Here is a 16,162-nt window from a genome sequence, read left to right as displayed (position 1 = left end):
GATGCCGGGAGGCGGGGGCGTTCAGGCGCCCGCGCCGCGGGCCTCGGCGGCCAGTCCGGCCACGGCCCGGCGCACGGCGTCGCGGATGCGCCGGGCGCCTTCGAGCCTGTGCTCCCGGTCGCCGCCCAGGGCCTCCGGGTCGTCGAAAGGCCAGTGCAGCCGCCGCGCGATGCCCGGGAACACCGGGCACTTCGTTTCGGCCTCGGCGCAGACGGTGATGACGTAGTCGTAGGTTTCCCCGGCCTTGTAGCGCTCGAAGACGCTGCTCGCCGTCTGGGCGGAGATGTCCAGCCCGATTTCGGCCATGACCTCCACGGCCAGGGGGTTCAGGGCCGTGGGCTCAAGCCCGGCGCTGTTGGCTTCGAGGGCGTCGCCGTGCTCGCGGTTGGCGAAGGCCTGAGCCATCTGGCTGCGGGCCGAGTTGTGGACGCAGATGAACAGGACGCGCTTTTTGTCCATGCGGGGCTCCCGTGGCGGCTTGCCCGCGAGGCGGCCCCGGCGCGCAGGATGCGCACCGCCGCCACGTGGCCCGGCCAGTATGCCCGGCCATTGTGACAAAACGGCGGCGGCCCGTGAGTCAGCGCTCTTCCCAGGGGTAGTACAGCGGCGTGGTGCGGCTTTCCAGCCGCTCGTAGACCCGGCCCGACCATTTGGCTGCGGCGGGCGCGGTTTTTTGGGGGCGGCTCCAGGCGTCGATGGAGTAGGCGGCCAGCACGGAGAGCAGGAGGAACGCGAGAGTCAGGCGCATGAGGGGCTCCAGGCAGAAAGTGCAGTGCTCCCGGGCGGAAGCAACTTCCATGCCCGCCGCTGCGCCCCGGCCGGGGCAAATCCCGTTGCGGCGGGCCCTGGCGGTCTGCTATGCTGCGCGGCAGTCTCCCCCGTCCTTCACCCCAGGAGTCCCCGCCCATGCAGACCGTTCTCGCCTCGGCAACCCTCGGCCCCATGACCATGGACATGGGCATCGTCCTCGGGCTGGTGGCCCTGACGGTGCTCCTGTTCCTCACCGAATGGCTGCGCGTGGACGTGGTGGCCCTGCTGGTCATGGTCGCCCTGCCGCTGCTGGGCATCATGGACGGGGCCGAGGCCTTCCGGGGCCTGGCCGGCAACGCGGTCATCTCCATCATCGCCGTGATCATCATGGGCCGCGGGCTGGACCACACGGGGGTCATCAGCCAGCTCATGCGCCCGCTGATGCGTCTGGCCGGGCGCAGCCGCAGCCGGATCACCGTCCTTGTGGCCGGGACGGTGGCCGTGGTGTCGAGCTTCATGCAGAACGTGGGCGCGGCGGCGTTGTTCCTGCCCGCCATCCGCCGCCTGTCGCGTCATTCCGGGGTGCCCGTGTCGCGGCTGCTCATGCCCGTGGGCTTCTCGGCCATCCTGGGCGGCACGGTGACCCTGGTCGGCTCCAGCCCGCTGATCATGCTGAACGACCTGATCCAGCCCTTCGGCCTGGCGCCCTTCGGGCTGTTCAGCGTGACGCCCGTGGGCCTGGCCCTGGTGGTTACGGGCATCGCCTTTTTCGTGCTCGGCGGGCAGCGGCTGCTCCCCGCCGGAACGCCCGCGGGGGAGCAGGGCGAGGACCTCATGGCCTGGTACTGCGACCTGGGCTGCATGCACGAACTGCGCGCGCCCTGGGACAAAAACGAGGAACTTTACGTCCAGGACCTCATCGACAGCTACTGCATCCAGGTGGTGGCCCTGTCGCAGAAGGGCGGGCGCGACGTGCTCCTGCCGCCGGACCGGGCCATGCGCATCGCCCCCGGGGCGGTGCTGGCGGTCATCGGCAGCCCGGCGCGGGTGGCCGAGATGGCCGCCAAACACGGCTTTACGGTCAAATCCGAACTGGACGTGTTCGCCCAGGCCATGTCCGACGAGGAGTCGGGCGTGGTGGAGGCCCTGGTGCCGCCGCACTCGCGGTTCATCGGCATGACCGTGGCCGACATCCGCTTCCGCCACAACCACCTCATGTCGCCCCTGGCCGTGACGCGCAACAACCAGACCCGCTACTGCGACTTCTGGGACATGGTCGTCCACGCGGGCGATTCCATCCTGATGCACGGGCGCTGGGAGAGCTTCCACGCCATGCGCCCCCGGCGCGACGTGCTCTTCGTGCAGTCCCTGGACCACGAAGTGCTGCACCCCGAAAAGGCCGGGGTGGCCGTGGGCGCGTTCGTGCTCTCCACCGGGCTGGTGCTGGCCACGGACCTGGCCCTGTCCGTCTGCCTGATGACCGGGGCGGTGGCCATGATCCTCGGCCGCGTGCTGACCATCGACGAGGCCTACCGGGGGGTGGACTGGCGCACGGTGTTTCTGCTGGCGGGGCTCATCCCCCTGGGCGTGGCCATGGAGCGCACCGGGGCGGCCTCGTGGCTGGCCGGGCACATCATGGTCATGATCGGCCAGCCTGCGCCGTGGGTGTTCCTGCTGGTGCTCGGGGCGCTGTCCACGGTGCTGACCCTGGTGGTCTCCAACGTGGGCGCCGTGGTGCTGCTGGTGCCCCTGGCGGTGGACATGGCCTCCGCCGTGGGCGCGGACCCGCGCCTGGCCGCGCTGGCGGTGGCCCTGGCGGCGTCCAACTCGTTCCTGCTGCCCACGCACCAGGTCAACGCCCTGTACATGGGCCCCGGCGGCTACCGCAGCCTGGATTTCGTGCGCGCCGGGCTGCCCCTGTCGGTGCTGTTCCTGGTGGTGCTGACGGTGATGCTGTCGGTGTGCTACTAGGCCCGCAGCCGGTGGGGCAGTTCCCGGGGCAGGCGCCGTCGGCCGCGCCGCGCGGGTGCATGACGATTTCGCGGACGGGTGGCGCGTCGCGGTGCAGCAGGGCGTGAACGGCATGCGCCAGCGCCCGGGTGCAGCGGCAGCCCGGGCCGTGTTCGGCGTCCAGCAGGGGCGCCTGGGGGCAGGCGCGGCACAGGTCGGCGCTCTCCAGCATGGCGCGCATCCGCCGGTTGTCGCCGTGCTCCGGCAGGCCGTCCAGGGGCAGCGGGTCGCCCTGTCTGATGCACATGGCTTCCTCCCGGTTCGCCGCCGTTACCGGAAAAACTCCACGACATACTTCAGGGCCGTGAAGACGATGACTCCGGCGAGCATCGTCTTGATGGCCCGCGCGGGCACGTGCTTCTGGCAGCGGGCCCCGAGGTACATCCCGGCCACGCCGCCCAGGCCGAAGAGCAGGCCCAGGCCCCAGTCCGGCGCGACGGACAGGTGCGGGTAGAAGGGCGCCAGGGCCTGATAGAAGACGACCCCGGCCACGGAGGTCACGAAGGTGCCCATGAGCGCGGCCCCGGCCACGGTATGCACCGGCAGGCGGAAGAACGTGACCAGGAACGGGGCGATGATCGAGCCGCCGCCGATGCCGTAGGTTCCGCCGACCACGCCGACCACCAGGCTCAGGATGAAGATGCCCGCGCAGGACACGTCGTGGGCCTCGCCCTGGAAGGCGTATGTCAGGCGGCGCATGGTCACCCCCCGCACGACCACGGCGGAGCCGGGATCGACCGCCCTGGCGCCGCGCGGGCGCGCGGGGCCGCCCCCCTTGCCCGTCCCCCGCGCGGCCAGCAGGTCGCGCAGCATCTTGACCCCGATGTAGAGCAGCACGGCGGCGGCGAACATCTTGAAGTTCCGGGGGTCGGGCAGCCAGGCCGTGCGCGCGAAGGCGCCCAGGAACACCCCCGGCAGCGTGCCCGCGACCACGATCCACGTCAGCGGCCAGAGCATCCGGCCTTCCTTGCAATAGCGGTAGACGCCGCTGGGAATGGCCACCACGTTGAAAAGCTGGTTGGTGGCGCTGACCGACGGATTCACGTAGCCCAGCGCGGACATCTGGAAGGGCAGCAGCAGGAAGGCCCCGGACACCCCGCCCATGGAGGTGAAGAAGGAAATGACGAAGGCCACCAGGGGCGGCACCCAGGGCGCGACTTCGATTCCGGCGGTGGGGAAGAACATGGCGTCCTCCTGCGGCCCGGGGCCATGCAGTCACGAATTCAATTCTATTCGTGACTTTAATAGTCCTCCGTGAGAGAGTTGTCAAGCCGTCCGCTCTGGGCGAGAATGAAAGCACAGTGTTTCGGGGCGGGGCCTCAGGCCCGGGCAGCCCGCAGGCAGGACGGGGCGGTGGTGCCGTTGCGGCCGGTTTTCCGGAGTGGGCCTCCCGGGCGTTTACAGAAGAGGGCGCAGTATCCATGGCATCGAAAGCAGCATCTTCCGGAGAAAAGCCGACCCCGGCCCACCGTGCGTCCGTGGGCGCCGCGCCCGAGGCCGGGGGCGGCACGGGGCACGGGCGCATCGTCTCCGGCGCCGACGGGGCCGGATGCCTGGACGCCACCCAGCTCGCGGCCCTGGAACAGGCCTACCGCCAGTGGGTGGATCAGGCCGCGCGTCCGGCCATGCGCCTGTCGCGCCAGCGCATCCTGTTGGTCTTTCTGCTCATCCGCTACACCGGGGCCAAACTCAGCGAGGCCCTGGCCCTGGACACCGGGGCGGACGTGGACTTCGAGCGCGGAGTGCTGCACCTGGGCGGGGCCGCCGGGGAGCCGGGCGCGCGCGAGGTCCAGGTGTCCGGCCTTCTGGCCCGCGAGCTGCGCGCCCTGCTGCTGGGCCCGGCCTTCGGCGGGGCCCAGGGCCCGGGCCTGGGGCTGGACCCCGGCTTCGTGCGCCGCAAGTTCTACGAGCTGGCCCAGGCCGCGGGCTTCGCCAAGCGCCAGGGCGGGCCGGAGATGCTGCGCAAGGCCCGGGCCGTGGAGCTGCTTCAGGGCAACGTGCCGCTGCCCGTGGTCCAGGCCATGCTCGGGCACGTGACCCCGGCGCCGACCTCGGCCTACGTGTCCTTTTCGCCGGACGATATCCGCCAGGTGGCCCGGGTGTTTCTGGAGCGCGAGGCCGGGCGGGGCAGCAGCGCGCGCAACGCCTTCTACGGCAAGGTCCAGGCCCTGGAGCCCGGGGACATCCAGGCCCGGGTGGAGCTGGCGACCCTGGACGGGCTGCGCGTGGAGGCCGTGGTCACCAGCGGCAGCGTGCAGCGTCTGGGCCTGCGCCCGGGGCGGCTGGTGGCCGCCGAGGTCAAGGCGCCGCTGGTGTCCATTCAGTTGCGGACCCCGGGGCCGGATGGCGCGCAGGCCCCCCCGGCCAGCAGTCAGGAGAACGTCTACCCCGGCGTCGTGGAGGAAATCCGCGTGGGCGGGCTGATGGCCGAGTGCGTGGTGCGCGTGTCCGAGGCCACGCAACTTTGCGCCCTGGTGCCCGCCGCCTGGGCCCGGGCCCGGGGGCTGGCGCCCGGCGACGCGGTGTGGGTGCTGTGCGGCGCCTGCGCCGTGGTGCTGCACGTGGACTGAGGCGCGGCGCGCCCCGCGCGAAGAGGCCCCCGCCCGGCGGAACCGGACGGGGGCCTCGTGCGTCCTGGCGGCGCGTTGCGGCAGATCGTTGTTTCGGGGCGGCCCGCTACACCCAGTCGTCGTCCGCCTCGATGGGCGCGAAGCCCCGGCGCATGGTGTTCTCCGTCACCACGTAGGGGTCCATGAACTGGAGCAGGTAGTCGGGCCCGCCGGTCTTGGAACCGATGCCCGACATGTTGAAGCCGCCGAAGGGCTGACGCTCGACCAGGGCGCCGGTGGTGCCCCGGTTGAGGTAGAGGTTGCCGACGTTGAACTCGGCCCGGGCGCGCTCCAGGTGGCGCGGGCTGCGCGAGAACACCGCGCCCGTCAGGGCGAAGCGCGTGGAGTTGGCGTATTCCAGGGCCTGGTCGAAGTCCGCCGCGCGCATGACGGCCAGCACGGGCCCGAAGACCTCCTCCTGGGCGATGCGGTCCCCGGGAGTGATGCCCTCGACCACCGTCAGCGGCACGTAGCAGCCGGAGGCGGTGTCCAGCCCCTCGGGCATGCGTTCGATGAGCACGGTGCCCTCCTTGCGCGCCAGTTCCACGTAGCCCATGATCGACTTCTGGGCCGCGCGGTCCACCACCGGGCCCATGGAGTTGGCCGGGTCCTCGGCGGGGCCCAGGCGCAGGGAGCGGCAGGCCTCCACCAGCCGGGGCACGAAGCGCTCGTACACCGAATCCAGCACGATGACCCGCGAGCAGGCCGAGCACTTCTGGCCCTGGAAGCCGAAGGCCGAGTAGATCGTCTGCTGCACGGCCTCGTCCAGCTCGGCGTCGTCGTCGATGATGATGGCGTTCTTGCCGCCCATCTCGGCGATGACCTTCTTGCACTGGAGCTGGCCCGGGGCGGATACGGCGGCCTTGCTCATGATGCGCAGGCCGACCTCCATGGAGCCGGTGAAGGAGATGAGGCTTATGTCCTTGTGCTGCACGAGGTAGTCGCCCATGACGGAGCTGCGCCCGGGCACGAAGTTGAAGACGCCCGCGGGCAGCCCGGCGGCGGCGAAGGCCTCCACCAGCCCGTAACCCACCAGGGACGACAGGCCCGAGGGCTTGTAGAGCACGGGGTTGCCCGTGACGATGGCGGCGCTGACCATGCCCGCCGAGATGGCCAGGGGGAAGTTCCACGGGGCGATGACCGCCGCGATGCCCTTGGGCCGGTACTGGTAGAGGTTGACCTCGCCCGGGGCGCGGCCCATGCGCCGGGGGGCGCCCAGGCGCATCATCTCGCGGGCGTAATATTCCATGAAGTCGATGGCCTCGGCCAGGTCGGCATGGGACTGGTCCCACTGCTTGCCGACCTCGAGCACCTGCACGGCGGAGAGGTCGTGGATGTTGGCGCGCAGGTGGGCGGCGGCGCGCAGCAGGTATTGGGCGCGCTCGGCGGGCGGGGTGGCCCGCCAGGGGTCGCGCGCCGCCCGGGCGGCGTCCATGGCCTGATCGATTTCGGCCACCCCGGCCTGATGGACCCGGGCCAGAACCTCGCCGGTGTCGGCCGGGTTGTAGGACTCCATCACGTCGGCGGTATGCACCGCGGCCCCGCCGATGAACAGCGGCACCTCGCGCATGCCCTGGGCCCGGATGCGCGCGATGGCCTGGGGGAAGGCCTCGCGGGCTTCGGGCAGGGTGAAGTCGAGCATCGGGTGGTTCTCGAAGGGGCCCGGAGCGGGCGGCACCTCGCGGCCCACGGGCCGGGCGGCGCGCTCGCGCCCGGCGGTGGCCGCCGGGTCTTCCAGCAGGCGGGCCATGTCGGCCTCGTCCACGAAGCTCTGGCGCAGGAAGGACTCGTTGGCCGTGTTTTCCAGCAGGCGGCGGACCAGATAGGCCATGCCCGGGATCAGGTCGCCGTAGGGGCAATACAGGCGCACGCGCCCGGCCACCTTCTGCAGGCCCTTGCGCACGGGTTCGGCCATGCCGTAGAGCACCTGGAACTCGTAGCGCGACTCGGGCACGGCCAGGGCCTTGGCCGTTTCCATGATCGCCGCGATGGTGCGCACGTTGTGCGAGGCGCAGCACAGGCGGCAGATGTCCGCGTTTTCCAGGATGTGGCGCGAGATGCGCTCGTGGGCCGCATCGGACTCGGCCTTGATGGTATACACCGGCACGTCCCAGCCCATCTGCTTGGCGCGCACGGTTTCGTGGTCCCAGTAGGCGCCTTTGACCAGACGGATGGTGATGGGCAGGTTCTGGGTCCGGGCCCAGGTGAGCATCTCGGTCACGTCCTGGTCGGTGCTCTTCAGGTAGGCCTGGAAGACGATGCCCAGGTGCGGGTAGTGGCGGAACTCGTCGGCCCCGCGCAGGCGCTTGAACAGCTCGATGGTGATGTCCTTGTAGTCCAGGGATTCCATGTCGATGCACATGGCCCCGCCCATCTGGACGACCTTGCGGTAGACCGGGGCCATGCGGTTGAACAGGCCCTGCACCGAGCCCTCGAAGTCGCGGGCCTTGGTCTGGGAGTAGAAGGCCGAGGGCTTCACCGACAGGTTGACCATGGGCTCGCAGCCCCAGTCCAACCCGCCCGCGCCGCCGTCCAGGGGCTTGAATTTGTCCTGCGCCTCGGCCACGGCGTCCAGCAGGTCCAGGTGGTCCTGCATCCGGGCCTCGCTTTCGGATTCGCTGACCGTGGCCTCGCCCAGCAGGTCGATGGTGAAGGCGAAGCCGTCCTTGCGCAGGCGCTGGATGTTCTTCACCGCCTCGCGGGCGTCCTGCCCGACGATGAACTGGCGGCCCATCTTTTCGATATTGGCCGAGATGGCCTTGGCCATGAGCTTGCCGCCGAGCTTGCCGGCCAGTCCGGCGGTGGTCAGCCCGGCCTTCATCACCGGGGGCAGGTCGCCGGAATCCGAGGCGAAGTATTCCTCGATGTGCCGGGTCAGGGATTCGGTGGTCGTCAGGGCGGGCAGCACGTCCACGAAGCGGAACAGGCGGACCTTGAAGTCCTCGTTCTTCATGGACCAGTCCATGACCTTGCCGGTCCACCAGCCCTTGTTGAAAATGGACGGGGCCTCGCCGCTGATGCTCTGGAAGAATTCCTTGCCGCGCGCGACGATACGCTGTTCGAGTTGGGTCTTGTCCATGGGGCCCTCCTGGGGTCGCTCCTGGGAAGCTCAGTCGTCCTGGGTGCCGTCGTCCTCGGGGGCGAGGGCCTGGGCCAGGGTTTCCTTGACGGTGGTCAGCACGATGGTCGTGCGCGTGTCGCGCACGGATTGGATGCGCCCGATGCGCCGCAGCAGGCGGCCCAGGGCTTCGGTGTCCTGCACGCGGACCTTGATGAGGTAGGCGTCCTGGCCTGCGGTGTGGTGTACTTCGAGCACCTCGGGCAGGGCGGCCAGCTCGCGGCCCGAGCGCACCGAGCCCACGGCGTCCTCGGCGTGGACGAAGGTGAAGGCCGTGAGCCCGTGGCCCAGGGCCTTGGGGTTGACCCGGGTTTCGTAGCCCTGGATCACGCCCCGGGCCTCCAGCTTGCGGATGCGCTCCAGCACCGCCGAGGGCGCCTTGCCCACGCGCCGTGCGATTTCGGCGTTGGAGGTCCGGGCATTGGCCTGGAGCACGTCCAGGATCTTGCGGTCTGTCGCGTCGAGCATTCCGTTTTTTGCCATGATTGGAGAATCAAATTCGATTCTTCGTCCGTTGTCAAGAATGATGTTCACGTCATTGTGCAAAAACGGAATGATTGGCGGAAGGGGCGCCCGGAAGGGCGGCAAGGGCGTTCGGAAGGAGTCGCTTCCTTGCCGGGGCGAGGCGGGCGTGTGGTCGGCGCGCGCGGGGCGCGCCGGAGGCGGGCGGCGGGCCGGGCCGCGGGCGGGCAGGAGCGGGGCGAGGGCGCGCGGGGTGCCGGGGGCGGAGCGGGGTGGCGCAGGCCCTGCGGCGCGGCTCAGGCTCCCCGGCGGGCGCGCCAGCGGCAGGCCCGGCGTTCGAGCATGTCCGTGGCTTCGTAGAGGGCCACGCCCAGGGCGCTCATGCCGAAGATGCCCGCGAACATGTCCGCGTAGTCGAGGCGTCCCCAGGCGTCCATGATGAAATAGCCCAGGCCCTGCCGGGTGGCGAAGCTTTCCACGAAAAACAGCACGGCCACGGACACCCCCGTGCCCAGGCGCAGGGCCGTGAAGCCGTGGGGCAGGGCGGCGGGCAGCAGCACGTGGCGCAGGGCGTGGCGGTAGGTGCCGCCCAGGGAGTGGATGGTGTCCAGGTACTTGGGGTTCACGGCGCGCACGCCGTCGCGGGTGGTGACCAGGATCTGGTAGGCCAGGATCAGGGCGATCATGCCCACGCGCGAGGCTTCGCCCAGGCCCAGCAGCAGGAAGAACACGGGCAGCAGCACGATCTTGGGCACAGGGTAGGTCAGGGTCACGAAGGGGCCCAGGGCGCGGTCCAGCCGGGGCAGGCTGCCCATGAGCACGCCCAGGGGGAAGGCCGCGACCCAGGCCACGGCCATGGCCGCCACCGAGCGCCCGGCGCTGGCCCACACATGGCCCCGGAATTCCGCCCGCCCGAGCTGGCGCGCGAAGGCCGCCAGGGCCTCTTCGGGGTGCGGCAGCACGTCGCCCGCCGGGCCCAGGGCCAGGGCCTTCCAGGCCAGGGCCAGCAGGGCCGTCACCGCCGCGTAGCGCAAAAGCGCGCGCATCAGCCGACCCCGGCCAGGGCCGCGCGCACGGCCCGGGCCGTGGCGTGAAAGCCCGGGGCGTCGCGGTGCCCGGGCTGGCCGAACCCGGGGTTGGGGATGACGCACGTCAGGTGCGCCGGGCTGCCGCCCATGACGGCGATGTCCGCGCCCAGGAACACGGCCTCCTCCACGCTGTGGGTCACCAGCACGAAGGGCGTGCCCCGCTGGCGCCAGGAGTCCAGCAGGGCCTGCTGGAGTTTTTCGCGGGTGATGAAGTCGAGGCTGGAGAAGGGTTCGTCCATGAGCAGCAGCTTGGGCCGCGCGGTGAAGGCCCGGGCGATGGCCACGCGCTGCTGTTCGCCGCCGGACAGGCGCGCCGGATAGTCGCGCTCGCGCCCGGCCAGCCCCATTTCGGCCAGCACGGCCCGGGCCCGGGCCTCGCGCTCGGCCCGGGGCACGCCCTGGACGGTGAGCCCCAGGGCGGCGTTGGCCAGCACGGTCTTCCACGGCAGCAGGCCGTAGTCCTGAAGGATGATGGCGATGTCCGGCGTGGGGGCGGCCACGGGGGCGCCGCCCAGGGTCACCTGGCCGCCGGTGGGCACGGCCAGCCCGCAGAGCATGTAGAGCAGGGTCGTCTTGCCGCAGCCCGAAGGGCCGACCACGGCCAGGGTCCGGCCCTGGGCCAGCTCCAGGTCCACCCCGGCGAGCACGGTGCGGCCGTCCGGGTAGGCCATGGTCAGGTTCGCGGCGCGCAGCACGGCGGTCCGCCTAGGGTCCGGGTACCACGGCGGCGTAGGGCAGGGGCGTTTTCAGCAGGCCCACGGAGAGCATCCACTCCTGCACCTGGGCCACCTCGGCCTCGGAGGGCAGGGACGGCGCGGGATAGCGGTACACCGGGAAATCCGCCGCCAGGGGCCCGGGCATGCGGCACTCGCGGGCCATGAGCGCGCGGAAGTCCTCCGGGCGCGCCGTCAGGGCCTCCACGGCCCGGGCGTAGGCGGCCAGGAAGGCGGCGCAGGCGCCCATGCGCTCCTGGCGCAGGCAGACCACGGTCAGGGGCAGGTCCAGGGTTTCGTCCGTGGCCAGCACCTGCCCGCCCTGGCGTTCCACCAGAGTCGCCAGGGGCTCGGGCAGGATGGCGAAGCCGAGCTGCCCGGCCATGAGCATCTGCATGCGGATGGGAATCTTTTTGACCTCCATGCGCGTGAAGGTCCGGTCGGCCGCCGCGTCGCCCGGGGCCATGCGCCCGAGCAGGAATTCCATGACGGTGGTCCGCGAGTAGCCCAGGGGCGCGCCGGGGACGGCGCCCTTGGGCGAGGTGACCACGGCGAACATGCGCTGGCCCGGGGTGGTGCGGTAGCTCACGGTGGCCACGCGCATGGGCACCCCGGCGCGGATGAGGGTCAGGGTGGCCACCAGATCGCCGAAGTAGCCGTCGAGCTGCCCGCTCTGCATGGCCGTGTCGCGTTCCATGGCGCTGGCGAAGGGCACCAGCTCCACGTCCAGCCCCTGGGCGGCGAAGCAGCCTTCCTGCGCGGCCACGTGCAGGGGCAGGGTGTCCAGCACGGGCAGCACGCCCAGGCGCAGGGCCTGGGCCCGGGCCGGGCCCGCCAGGGCCAGCAGCAGCATCGCGGCCAGCGCCGCGCAAGCCAATCGCCGCATAGGGGCAGCCTCCTCGGGGGAAAACGGTGGCGTTCGGGCTCCCTGGATACAACGGGACGGCGGCCCCGGCAAGGGCGGGGCCGGGCCCTAGCCCTCGGTCAGGCTCAGGGCGCCCAGGCGGGCCTTGAGGTACTCCAGCAGCAGGATGCCCACGCGTTCGGCGCGGTCCAGGGTGTCGGCGTAGACGTTGCCGCGCATGAGCTTGCCGAAGTCGCCCCCGGCCAGTTCGGGGTGGTCGGCGTAGGCTTTTTCGAAGGCGGCGGCATAGGCCACGATGCGCCGTTCCAGTTCGTTTTCGGGCAGGGCGCCCAGTTCGCGGGCCTTGGCGGCGAGGTCCGCGGCGGGGGGCAGGCGGTCCGAGCCGAGCACGGCGTTGAAGGCGTCGGCAAAGCGGCGGCACCCGGCCAGGATATGCTTGGGTCGGACCACGTTCATCTTGGCCCACCCGGCGCGCAGCCATTTGAAGACCACGCTGGTGGTCGTGGCGCCGCCGGGGTTCTCCACGTAGGCCGTCACGGACCAGGAACCGTACATGTAGGTGTCCATCCAGCCCATGCCGCCCCGGGTCAGGCCGTCGATGCCGGAGTAGAAGTACTGCCAGTTGCCGTCGTCGAGCACCACGCCCTTCTTGCCCACGTCGGACAGGCCGTCCTGGGTGGCGATGGACAGCAGCACGGTCCGGCCCTTGTAGCGCATGAGCACCAGGGCGCGGTCCAGGGTGTAGCGGTAATAGCCGCCGCTGAAGGTGTCGGGGGTGATTTCCTCGAACTCGCGGCCGTGCAGGACCACGGGGGCGTCCAGCGTGTCGAGCACGGTCCACAGCCCGGGGTGGGTCAGGATGTCGCTGCCCGGCTCCCAGCCCGAGACGCGGATCACCGACGGATGGGTCAGATAGGCCGGGACCTCGGGGTTGTAGGCGTATTCGAGGATGCGCGCCAGGGAGCTGTCCATGATTTCGCTGCTCATGGCGCCGCTGGCACCGTCCATGGCGGGCAGGTCCAGCCCGTCGCCGGGTCCGGCCAGGATGTAGTCCAGCAGGGGCGCGGCGGCCTGGGGGTCGAAGGCGGCCCGGCGGTCGCCCGCCAGGGCCAGCAGGCCTTGCACGGCGGCCACGGCCTCGGCCGGGGGCTGGCTTGCGGCGCCCGGGGCCGCGGAAGCGTCGGAGGCGTTGGCTTCGCCCGGCGCGGACAGCATGGGCAGGCTGCCGTTGTCCGCCGGGGCGGGCGGCGCGGCCAGGGCCAGGGTCAACAGCAACAGCACGCCGCAGGCCCCGGCGCGGAAACAGGAGTACTTCATAGAATATGCCCGGAAAAATCCCCGGGTTGCAGGATTCCCGGAAGATGACGTTTTCGTGACCACAGGGTGACGATAATCGTGAAAGGCCGCCATGGCAAGGCCCCGGCGGCAGGGCGGGCCCCGGTGGCAGGGCGGACCCTGGGCGGGGGGCGGGTTCCGGCGGGGCTAGAAGGTGTAGCCCACGCTGAAGGAGCCGAAAAGCTGCCCGTCGTGCTGGCCCTCGAACTCCGGGGAGCGGTAGACGTGGGTGTAGGTGAACGTCCAGCGCCGCCAGATGACCGAGGCGCCGCAGAACACGTCGGCCACGAAGGGCTTGCGCGTCACGCTGTGGCTGTCGCGCCAGGTGTTGCCGTCCAGGAAGATGTTGCGGGCCACGGCGCGCCCGTCCACCCCGGCGAAGACGTTGTAGCCCAACTCGCCGGTGACCTGGGGGTCGTCCTTGGCGCCCGGGGCGCTGACGATGGAGCCCGGACGGATGAGGGAGGCCCCGAAGTCGGCGGGCAGGTTGCGCCCCAGGCGCACCTGGGCGCCCGCGTTGGCGTAGGTGAACACGTTGCCCAGGGTGCCGCCGTAGTGGGGCAGGGCGTCCACGGCCCAGCCTTGGCCCAGGTTCACGAGCAGCGGCCGCTGGGTGCGCTGCCAGGTCAGGTTCAGGGTCGGCTCGTCGTGCAACTGGTTGTCCCAGCCGCGGGAGCGGAATTTGTTGATGAGGTGGTGCCAGCTATCCTGCACGAACTCGCCCCCCGCCGAGGGCCCGACGATGCCCACGGTCATCTCGAAGGTGTCCAGGCGCGTGGCGTTCTTGGCGTGCAGGGCCAGGGCGGCGTAGGTGTAGCCCGCGTAGGGCCGGTCGTCGGTTTGCAGGGCCTCCTCGCGGGTGGCCGTGGGGGTGTAGATGCTGTTGCCCACGGAAAAGCCGACGTTGTAGGTCGTGCCCTCGGGGCGGCCGCTCATGAGCGGGATGGCCTCCAGGGCCTCGGCCAGCCAGGGTGCGTGCTCGCGCAGGAATGGCTCCTGGGCGTAGCGCGGCAGGTCCTTGGAGAGCACGGAGATGTGGAAGGCGTTGGTGTAGTGCTCGTCGGTCCCGGCGAAGAAGTCGTTCTCGTCGTAGAAGGTGACGGTGTAGGAGTCCTCGGGGGCCAGGGGCGCCTCTTCGCGGGCGTCCGCCCGGGCGGCGTCTTCGGGGGCCCCCTGGGCCGGGGCGGGAGCCGGAGCCGCCAGCAGGATCAGGCACAGCAGCAGCGAAACCAACGGGTTACGTGGCATCGAGGTCGTCCTTGTATTTGCGGTAGAGCCCCCGGAACTGGTGGTAGCCCAGGCCCAGCAGGCGTGCCGCCGTTTTCTGCTGGTGGCGGGCCGAAGTCAAGGCCCGGCGCAGCAAATCCAGCTCCAGGGCGCGTACGGTGTCCGGGAGAGACAGGGGCAGGGAAAGAGGCTGGGCCGGAGTGGACGGCACGGCGGGAGCCGGGGTGCTCCGCGCGGGGGCGCCGGGTTCGACGGGAGCGGGGCGCCAGGGCGAGGCGAACGGGTCCAGCGTCATATCCTCCGCCGCGTGCAGAGGGCCGCCCCGGGCGCGGTACACGGCGCGCTCCACGGCGTTTTTCAGTTCGCGGACGTTGCCCGGCCAGGGGTGGGCCTCCAGGGCGCGCAGCACCTCGGGGGAAAGCTCCGGGGCCTCGCCGCGGCCCAGCTCCACGGCCATGCGCGCCGCGAAGTGCCGGGCCAGCAGGGCCACGTCGCCCGGGCGTTCGCGCAGGGGCGGCACGGTCAGCACCTCGAAGCTCAGGCGGTCCAGCAGGTCGCGCTTGAAGCGCCCGGCCCGGGCCAGGGCGGGCAGGTCCACGTTCGTGGCGCCCACGACGCGCACGTCCACGCTCACCGGGCGCGAGCCGCCCACGCGCTCGAAGCTGCCGTACTCGACCACGCGCAGGATTTTTTCCTGCACCGGCAGGGGCATGGCTCCGATTTCGTCCAGGAACAGCGTGCCGCCATCGGCGCGCTCGAAGCGCCCGGCGCGGCGGGCGGCGGCCCCGGTGAAGGCTCCGGCCTCGTGGCCGAAGAGCTCGCTCTCCACCAGCGTTTCGGGCAGGGCCGCGCAGTTCAGGGCCACGAAGGGCCCGGCCCAGCGCGGCGAAAGGTAGTGCAGCCGCCCGGCGGCCAGTTCCTTGCCCGTGCCGCGCTCGCCGACCACGAGCACCGGCCTGTCTACCCCGGCGGCGGCGGACAGGCGCTCCATGAACTCCAGGAAGGCGTCGGACTGGCCCAGGGCCTCGGGCAGGGTGGGAAGATCCTGAGTTGGCATTTTTTACCATTTTTGAGTTTTAAAAACTATTTCAAAGCGAACAATACCATTGAGCCGGAGCAGGGTCAATGTAATGGAATCAAATGAAACCGTATGGTTATGTGCAGAATTTCCGGCGGCACACATCCTGCTTCAGGGCGGGCATGCACCGGCACACTGCGCGCCGCGATCCACAAGAAGACAAGGAGGCCGCCATGGGCGTTTTCAACCGTTTCAAGGACATCGTCAGTTCCAACATCAGCGCGCTGCTCGACGGCGCCGAGGACCCGCGCAAGCTCATCCGGCTCATGGTCCGCGAGATGGAGGAGACCCTGGTGGAGCTTAAGGCCAACTGCGCGGGCATCATGGCCGAGCGCAAGGCCCTGGAGCGCGAGCGCGAAACCGTGGCCGAGGCCGGGGCCAAGTGGCACGCCCGGGCCGAACTGGCCGTGGCCAAGGGCCGCGAGGACCTGGCCCGCGAGGCGCTCCTGGAAAAGACCGCCCTGCTGCGCCGCCAGGACGCCCTGGACGCCGAGGCCGCGCACCTGGAAGCCCTGGTGGACCAGGCCCGCGAGGACATCGCCCGCCTGGAGGACAAGCTGGCCTCGGCCCGCGAGAAGCAGCGCCTGCTGGAGCAGCGCCACGCCCGGGCCCGCTCGCGCACCCGCGCCGGGCAGACCCTGACCCGCGCCGACAGCTCCGACGCCATGCGCCGCTTCGACAGCTTCGAGAGCCGCATCGAGCGCCTGGAATCCGAGGCCGAACTGGCCGCCCCGGGCCGGGGGGCGAACCTGGAACAGGAGTTTGCGCTCCTGGAAAAGGACGATATCATCGAGGCCGAGCTGGCCGAACTGAAGGGCCGCTCCAAGGCGGCCCCCAAGGCGCGGGCCGCGAAGACCGACGCGAACGACTGACGCCCCCGGCGGACCGGGGGCCAACCCGAGGCGGT

14 protein-coding genes are annotated in these 16,162 nt (G+C 71.0%); 3 read left to right on the top strand and 11 right to left on the bottom strand.

The window, feature by feature from the left end; translation table 11 throughout:
* Positions 1-21: 21 nt before the first annotated feature.
* Entirely contained in the window at positions 22-459 is a 438-nt protein-coding gene (locus tag ACZ5KV_RS04465; RefSeq protein ID WP_464241145.1) for an arsenate reductase ArsC, read from the bottom strand.
* 118 nt (positions 460-577) lie between these two features.
* Positions 578-799, bottom strand: coding sequence for a hypothetical protein (locus ACZ5KV_RS04460; protein ID WP_464241144.1), 222 nt, complete (start codon positions 797-799; stop codon positions 578-580).
* A gap of 107 nt (positions 800-906) precedes the next feature.
* On the opposite strand from ACZ5KV_RS04460, the gene ACZ5KV_RS04455 reads away from it, so the two are divergent.
* The gene (locus ACZ5KV_RS04455; protein WP_464241143.1) at positions 907-2,721 is read left to right on the top strand and encodes an SLC13 family permease; all 1,815 of its coding nucleotides are present in this window, start codon (positions 907-909) and stop codon (positions 2,719-2,721) included.
* Between the two features lie 309 nt (positions 2,722-3,030).
* On the opposite strand, the gene ACZ5KV_RS04450 is transcribed toward ACZ5KV_RS04455, so the two are convergent.
* A complete protein-coding gene (locus ACZ5KV_RS04450; protein WP_464241142.1) occupies positions 3,031-3,945 on the bottom strand; it encodes a sulfite exporter TauE/SafE family protein in 915 nt (304 codons plus the stop codon).
* 236 nt (positions 3,946-4,181) lie between these two features.
* On the opposite strand from ACZ5KV_RS04450, the gene ACZ5KV_RS04445 reads away from it, so the two are divergent.
* Positions 4,182-5,330, top strand: coding sequence for a TOBE domain-containing protein (locus tag ACZ5KV_RS04445; RefSeq protein WP_464241141.1), 1,149 nt, complete (start codon positions 4,182-4,184; stop codon positions 5,328-5,330).
* Between the two features lie 106 nt (positions 5,331-5,436).
* Here ACZ5KV_RS04445 and ACZ5KV_RS04440 read toward each other — a convergent pair whose 3' ends face one another.
* The 8 genes from ACZ5KV_RS04440 to pspF form a co-directional block, all read right to left on the bottom strand.
* The gene (locus ACZ5KV_RS04440; RefSeq protein WP_464241140.1) at positions 5,437-8,448 is read right to left on the bottom strand and encodes a proline dehydrogenase family protein; all 3,012 of its coding nucleotides are present in this window, start codon (positions 8,446-8,448) and stop codon (positions 5,437-5,439) included.
* 30 nt (positions 8,449-8,478) lie between these two features.
* Positions 8,479-8,955, bottom strand: a complete 477-nt coding sequence (locus ACZ5KV_RS04435; RefSeq protein WP_464241139.1) for an Lrp/AsnC family transcriptional regulator — start codon at positions 8,953-8,955, stop codon at positions 8,479-8,481.
* A gap of 290 nt (positions 8,956-9,245) precedes the next feature.
* Positions 9,246-9,995, bottom strand: a complete 750-nt coding sequence (locus ACZ5KV_RS04430; protein WP_464241138.1) for an ABC transporter permease — start codon at positions 9,993-9,995, stop codon at positions 9,246-9,248.
* Complete coding sequence (locus tag ACZ5KV_RS04425; RefSeq protein WP_464241137.1) at positions 9,995-10,732, bottom strand: ABC transporter ATP-binding protein; 738 nt, start codon at positions 10,730-10,732, stop codon at positions 9,995-9,997. Before ACZ5KV_RS04425 ends, ACZ5KV_RS04430 begins: the two co-directional genes overlap by 1 nt.
* A 10-nt stretch (positions 10,733-10,742) precedes the next feature.
* Positions 10,743-11,636, bottom strand: coding sequence for an ABC transporter substrate-binding protein (locus ACZ5KV_RS04420; protein WP_464241136.1), 894 nt, complete (start codon positions 11,634-11,636; stop codon positions 10,743-10,745).
* An 87-nt stretch (positions 11,637-11,723) separates the two neighbouring features.
* Positions 11,724-12,932 carry a hypothetical protein gene (locus ACZ5KV_RS04415; RefSeq protein WP_464241135.1) on the bottom strand — a complete coding sequence of 403 codons (1,209 nt, stop codon included), beginning with the start codon at positions 12,930-12,932 and terminating at the stop codon, positions 11,724-11,726.
* A gap of 165 nt (positions 12,933-13,097) precedes the next feature.
* Positions 13,098-14,198 (bottom strand): lipid A deacylase LpxR family protein, encoded by a 1,101-nt coding sequence (locus tag ACZ5KV_RS04410; RefSeq protein WP_464241134.1) that lies wholly within the window; start codon positions 14,196-14,198, stop codon positions 13,098-13,100.
* Positions 14,188-15,234, bottom strand: coding sequence for a phage shock protein operon transcriptional activator (gene pspF, locus ACZ5KV_RS04405; protein ID WP_464241133.1), 1,047 nt, complete (start codon positions 15,232-15,234; stop codon positions 14,188-14,190). The genes ACZ5KV_RS04410 and pspF overlap by 11 nt, the downstream gene beginning before the upstream one ends.
* 194 nt (positions 15,235-15,428) lie before the next feature.
* On the opposite strand from pspF, the gene pspA reads away from it, so the two are divergent.
* Positions 15,429-16,127 carry a phage shock protein PspA gene (pspA, locus tag ACZ5KV_RS04400; RefSeq protein ID WP_464241132.1) on the top strand — a complete coding sequence of 233 codons (699 nt, stop codon included), beginning with the start codon at positions 15,429-15,431 and terminating at the stop codon, positions 16,125-16,127.
* Positions 16,128-16,162: the final 35 nt, after the last annotated feature.

The organism is Desulfocurvus thunnarius, assembly GCF_055390965.1.
This window is presented reverse-complemented; position numbering and strand designations above follow the sequence as displayed.

Bases quoted from the DNA above. Each gene is read 5' to 3' on its own strand.
- ACZ5KV_RS04465 (WP_464241145.1), bottom strand. From the start codon at position 459: ATGGACAAAAAGCGCGTCCTGTTCATCTGCGTCCACAACTCGGCCCGC.
- ACZ5KV_RS04460 (WP_464241144.1), bottom strand. From the start codon at position 799: ATGGAAGTTGCTTCCGCCCGGGAGCACTGCACTTTCTGCCTGGAGCCC.
- ACZ5KV_RS04455 (WP_464241143.1), top strand. From the start codon at position 907: ATGCAGACCGTTCTCGCCTCGGCAACCCTCGGCCCCATGACCATGGAC.
- ACZ5KV_RS04450 (WP_464241142.1), bottom strand. From the start codon at position 3,945: ATGTTCTTCCCCACCGCCGGAATCGAAGTCGCGCCCTGGGTGCCGCCC.
- ACZ5KV_RS04445 (WP_464241141.1), top strand. From the start codon at position 4,182: ATGGCATCGAAAGCAGCATCTTCCGGAGAAAAGCCGACCCCGGCCCAC.
- ACZ5KV_RS04440 (WP_464241140.1), bottom strand. From the start codon at position 8,448: ATGGACAAGACCCAACTCGAACAGCGTATCGTCGCGCGCGGCAAGGAA.
- ACZ5KV_RS04435 (WP_464241139.1), bottom strand. From the start codon at position 8,955: ATGCTCGACGCGACAGACCGCAAGATCCTGGACGTGCTCCAGGCCAAT.
- ACZ5KV_RS04430 (WP_464241138.1), bottom strand. From the start codon at position 9,995: ATGCGCGCGCTTTTGCGCTACGCGGCGGTGACGGCCCTGCTGGCCCTG.
- ACZ5KV_RS04420 (WP_464241136.1), bottom strand. From the start codon at position 11,636: ATGCGGCGATTGGCTTGCGCGGCGCTGGCCGCGATGCTGCTGCTGGCC.
- ACZ5KV_RS04415 (WP_464241135.1), bottom strand. From the start codon at position 12,932: ATGAAGTACTCCTGTTTCCGCGCCGGGGCCTGCGGCGTGCTGTTGCTG.
- ACZ5KV_RS04410 (WP_464241134.1), bottom strand. From the start codon at position 14,198: ATGCCACGTAACCCGTTGGTTTCGCTGCTGCTGTGCCTGATCCTGCTG.
- pspF (WP_464241133.1), bottom strand. From the start codon at position 15,234: ATGCCAACTCAGGATCTTCCCACCCTGCCCGAGGCCCTGGGCCAGTCC.
- pspA (WP_464241132.1), top strand. From the start codon at position 15,429: ATGGGCGTTTTCAACCGTTTCAAGGACATCGTCAGTTCCAACATCAGC.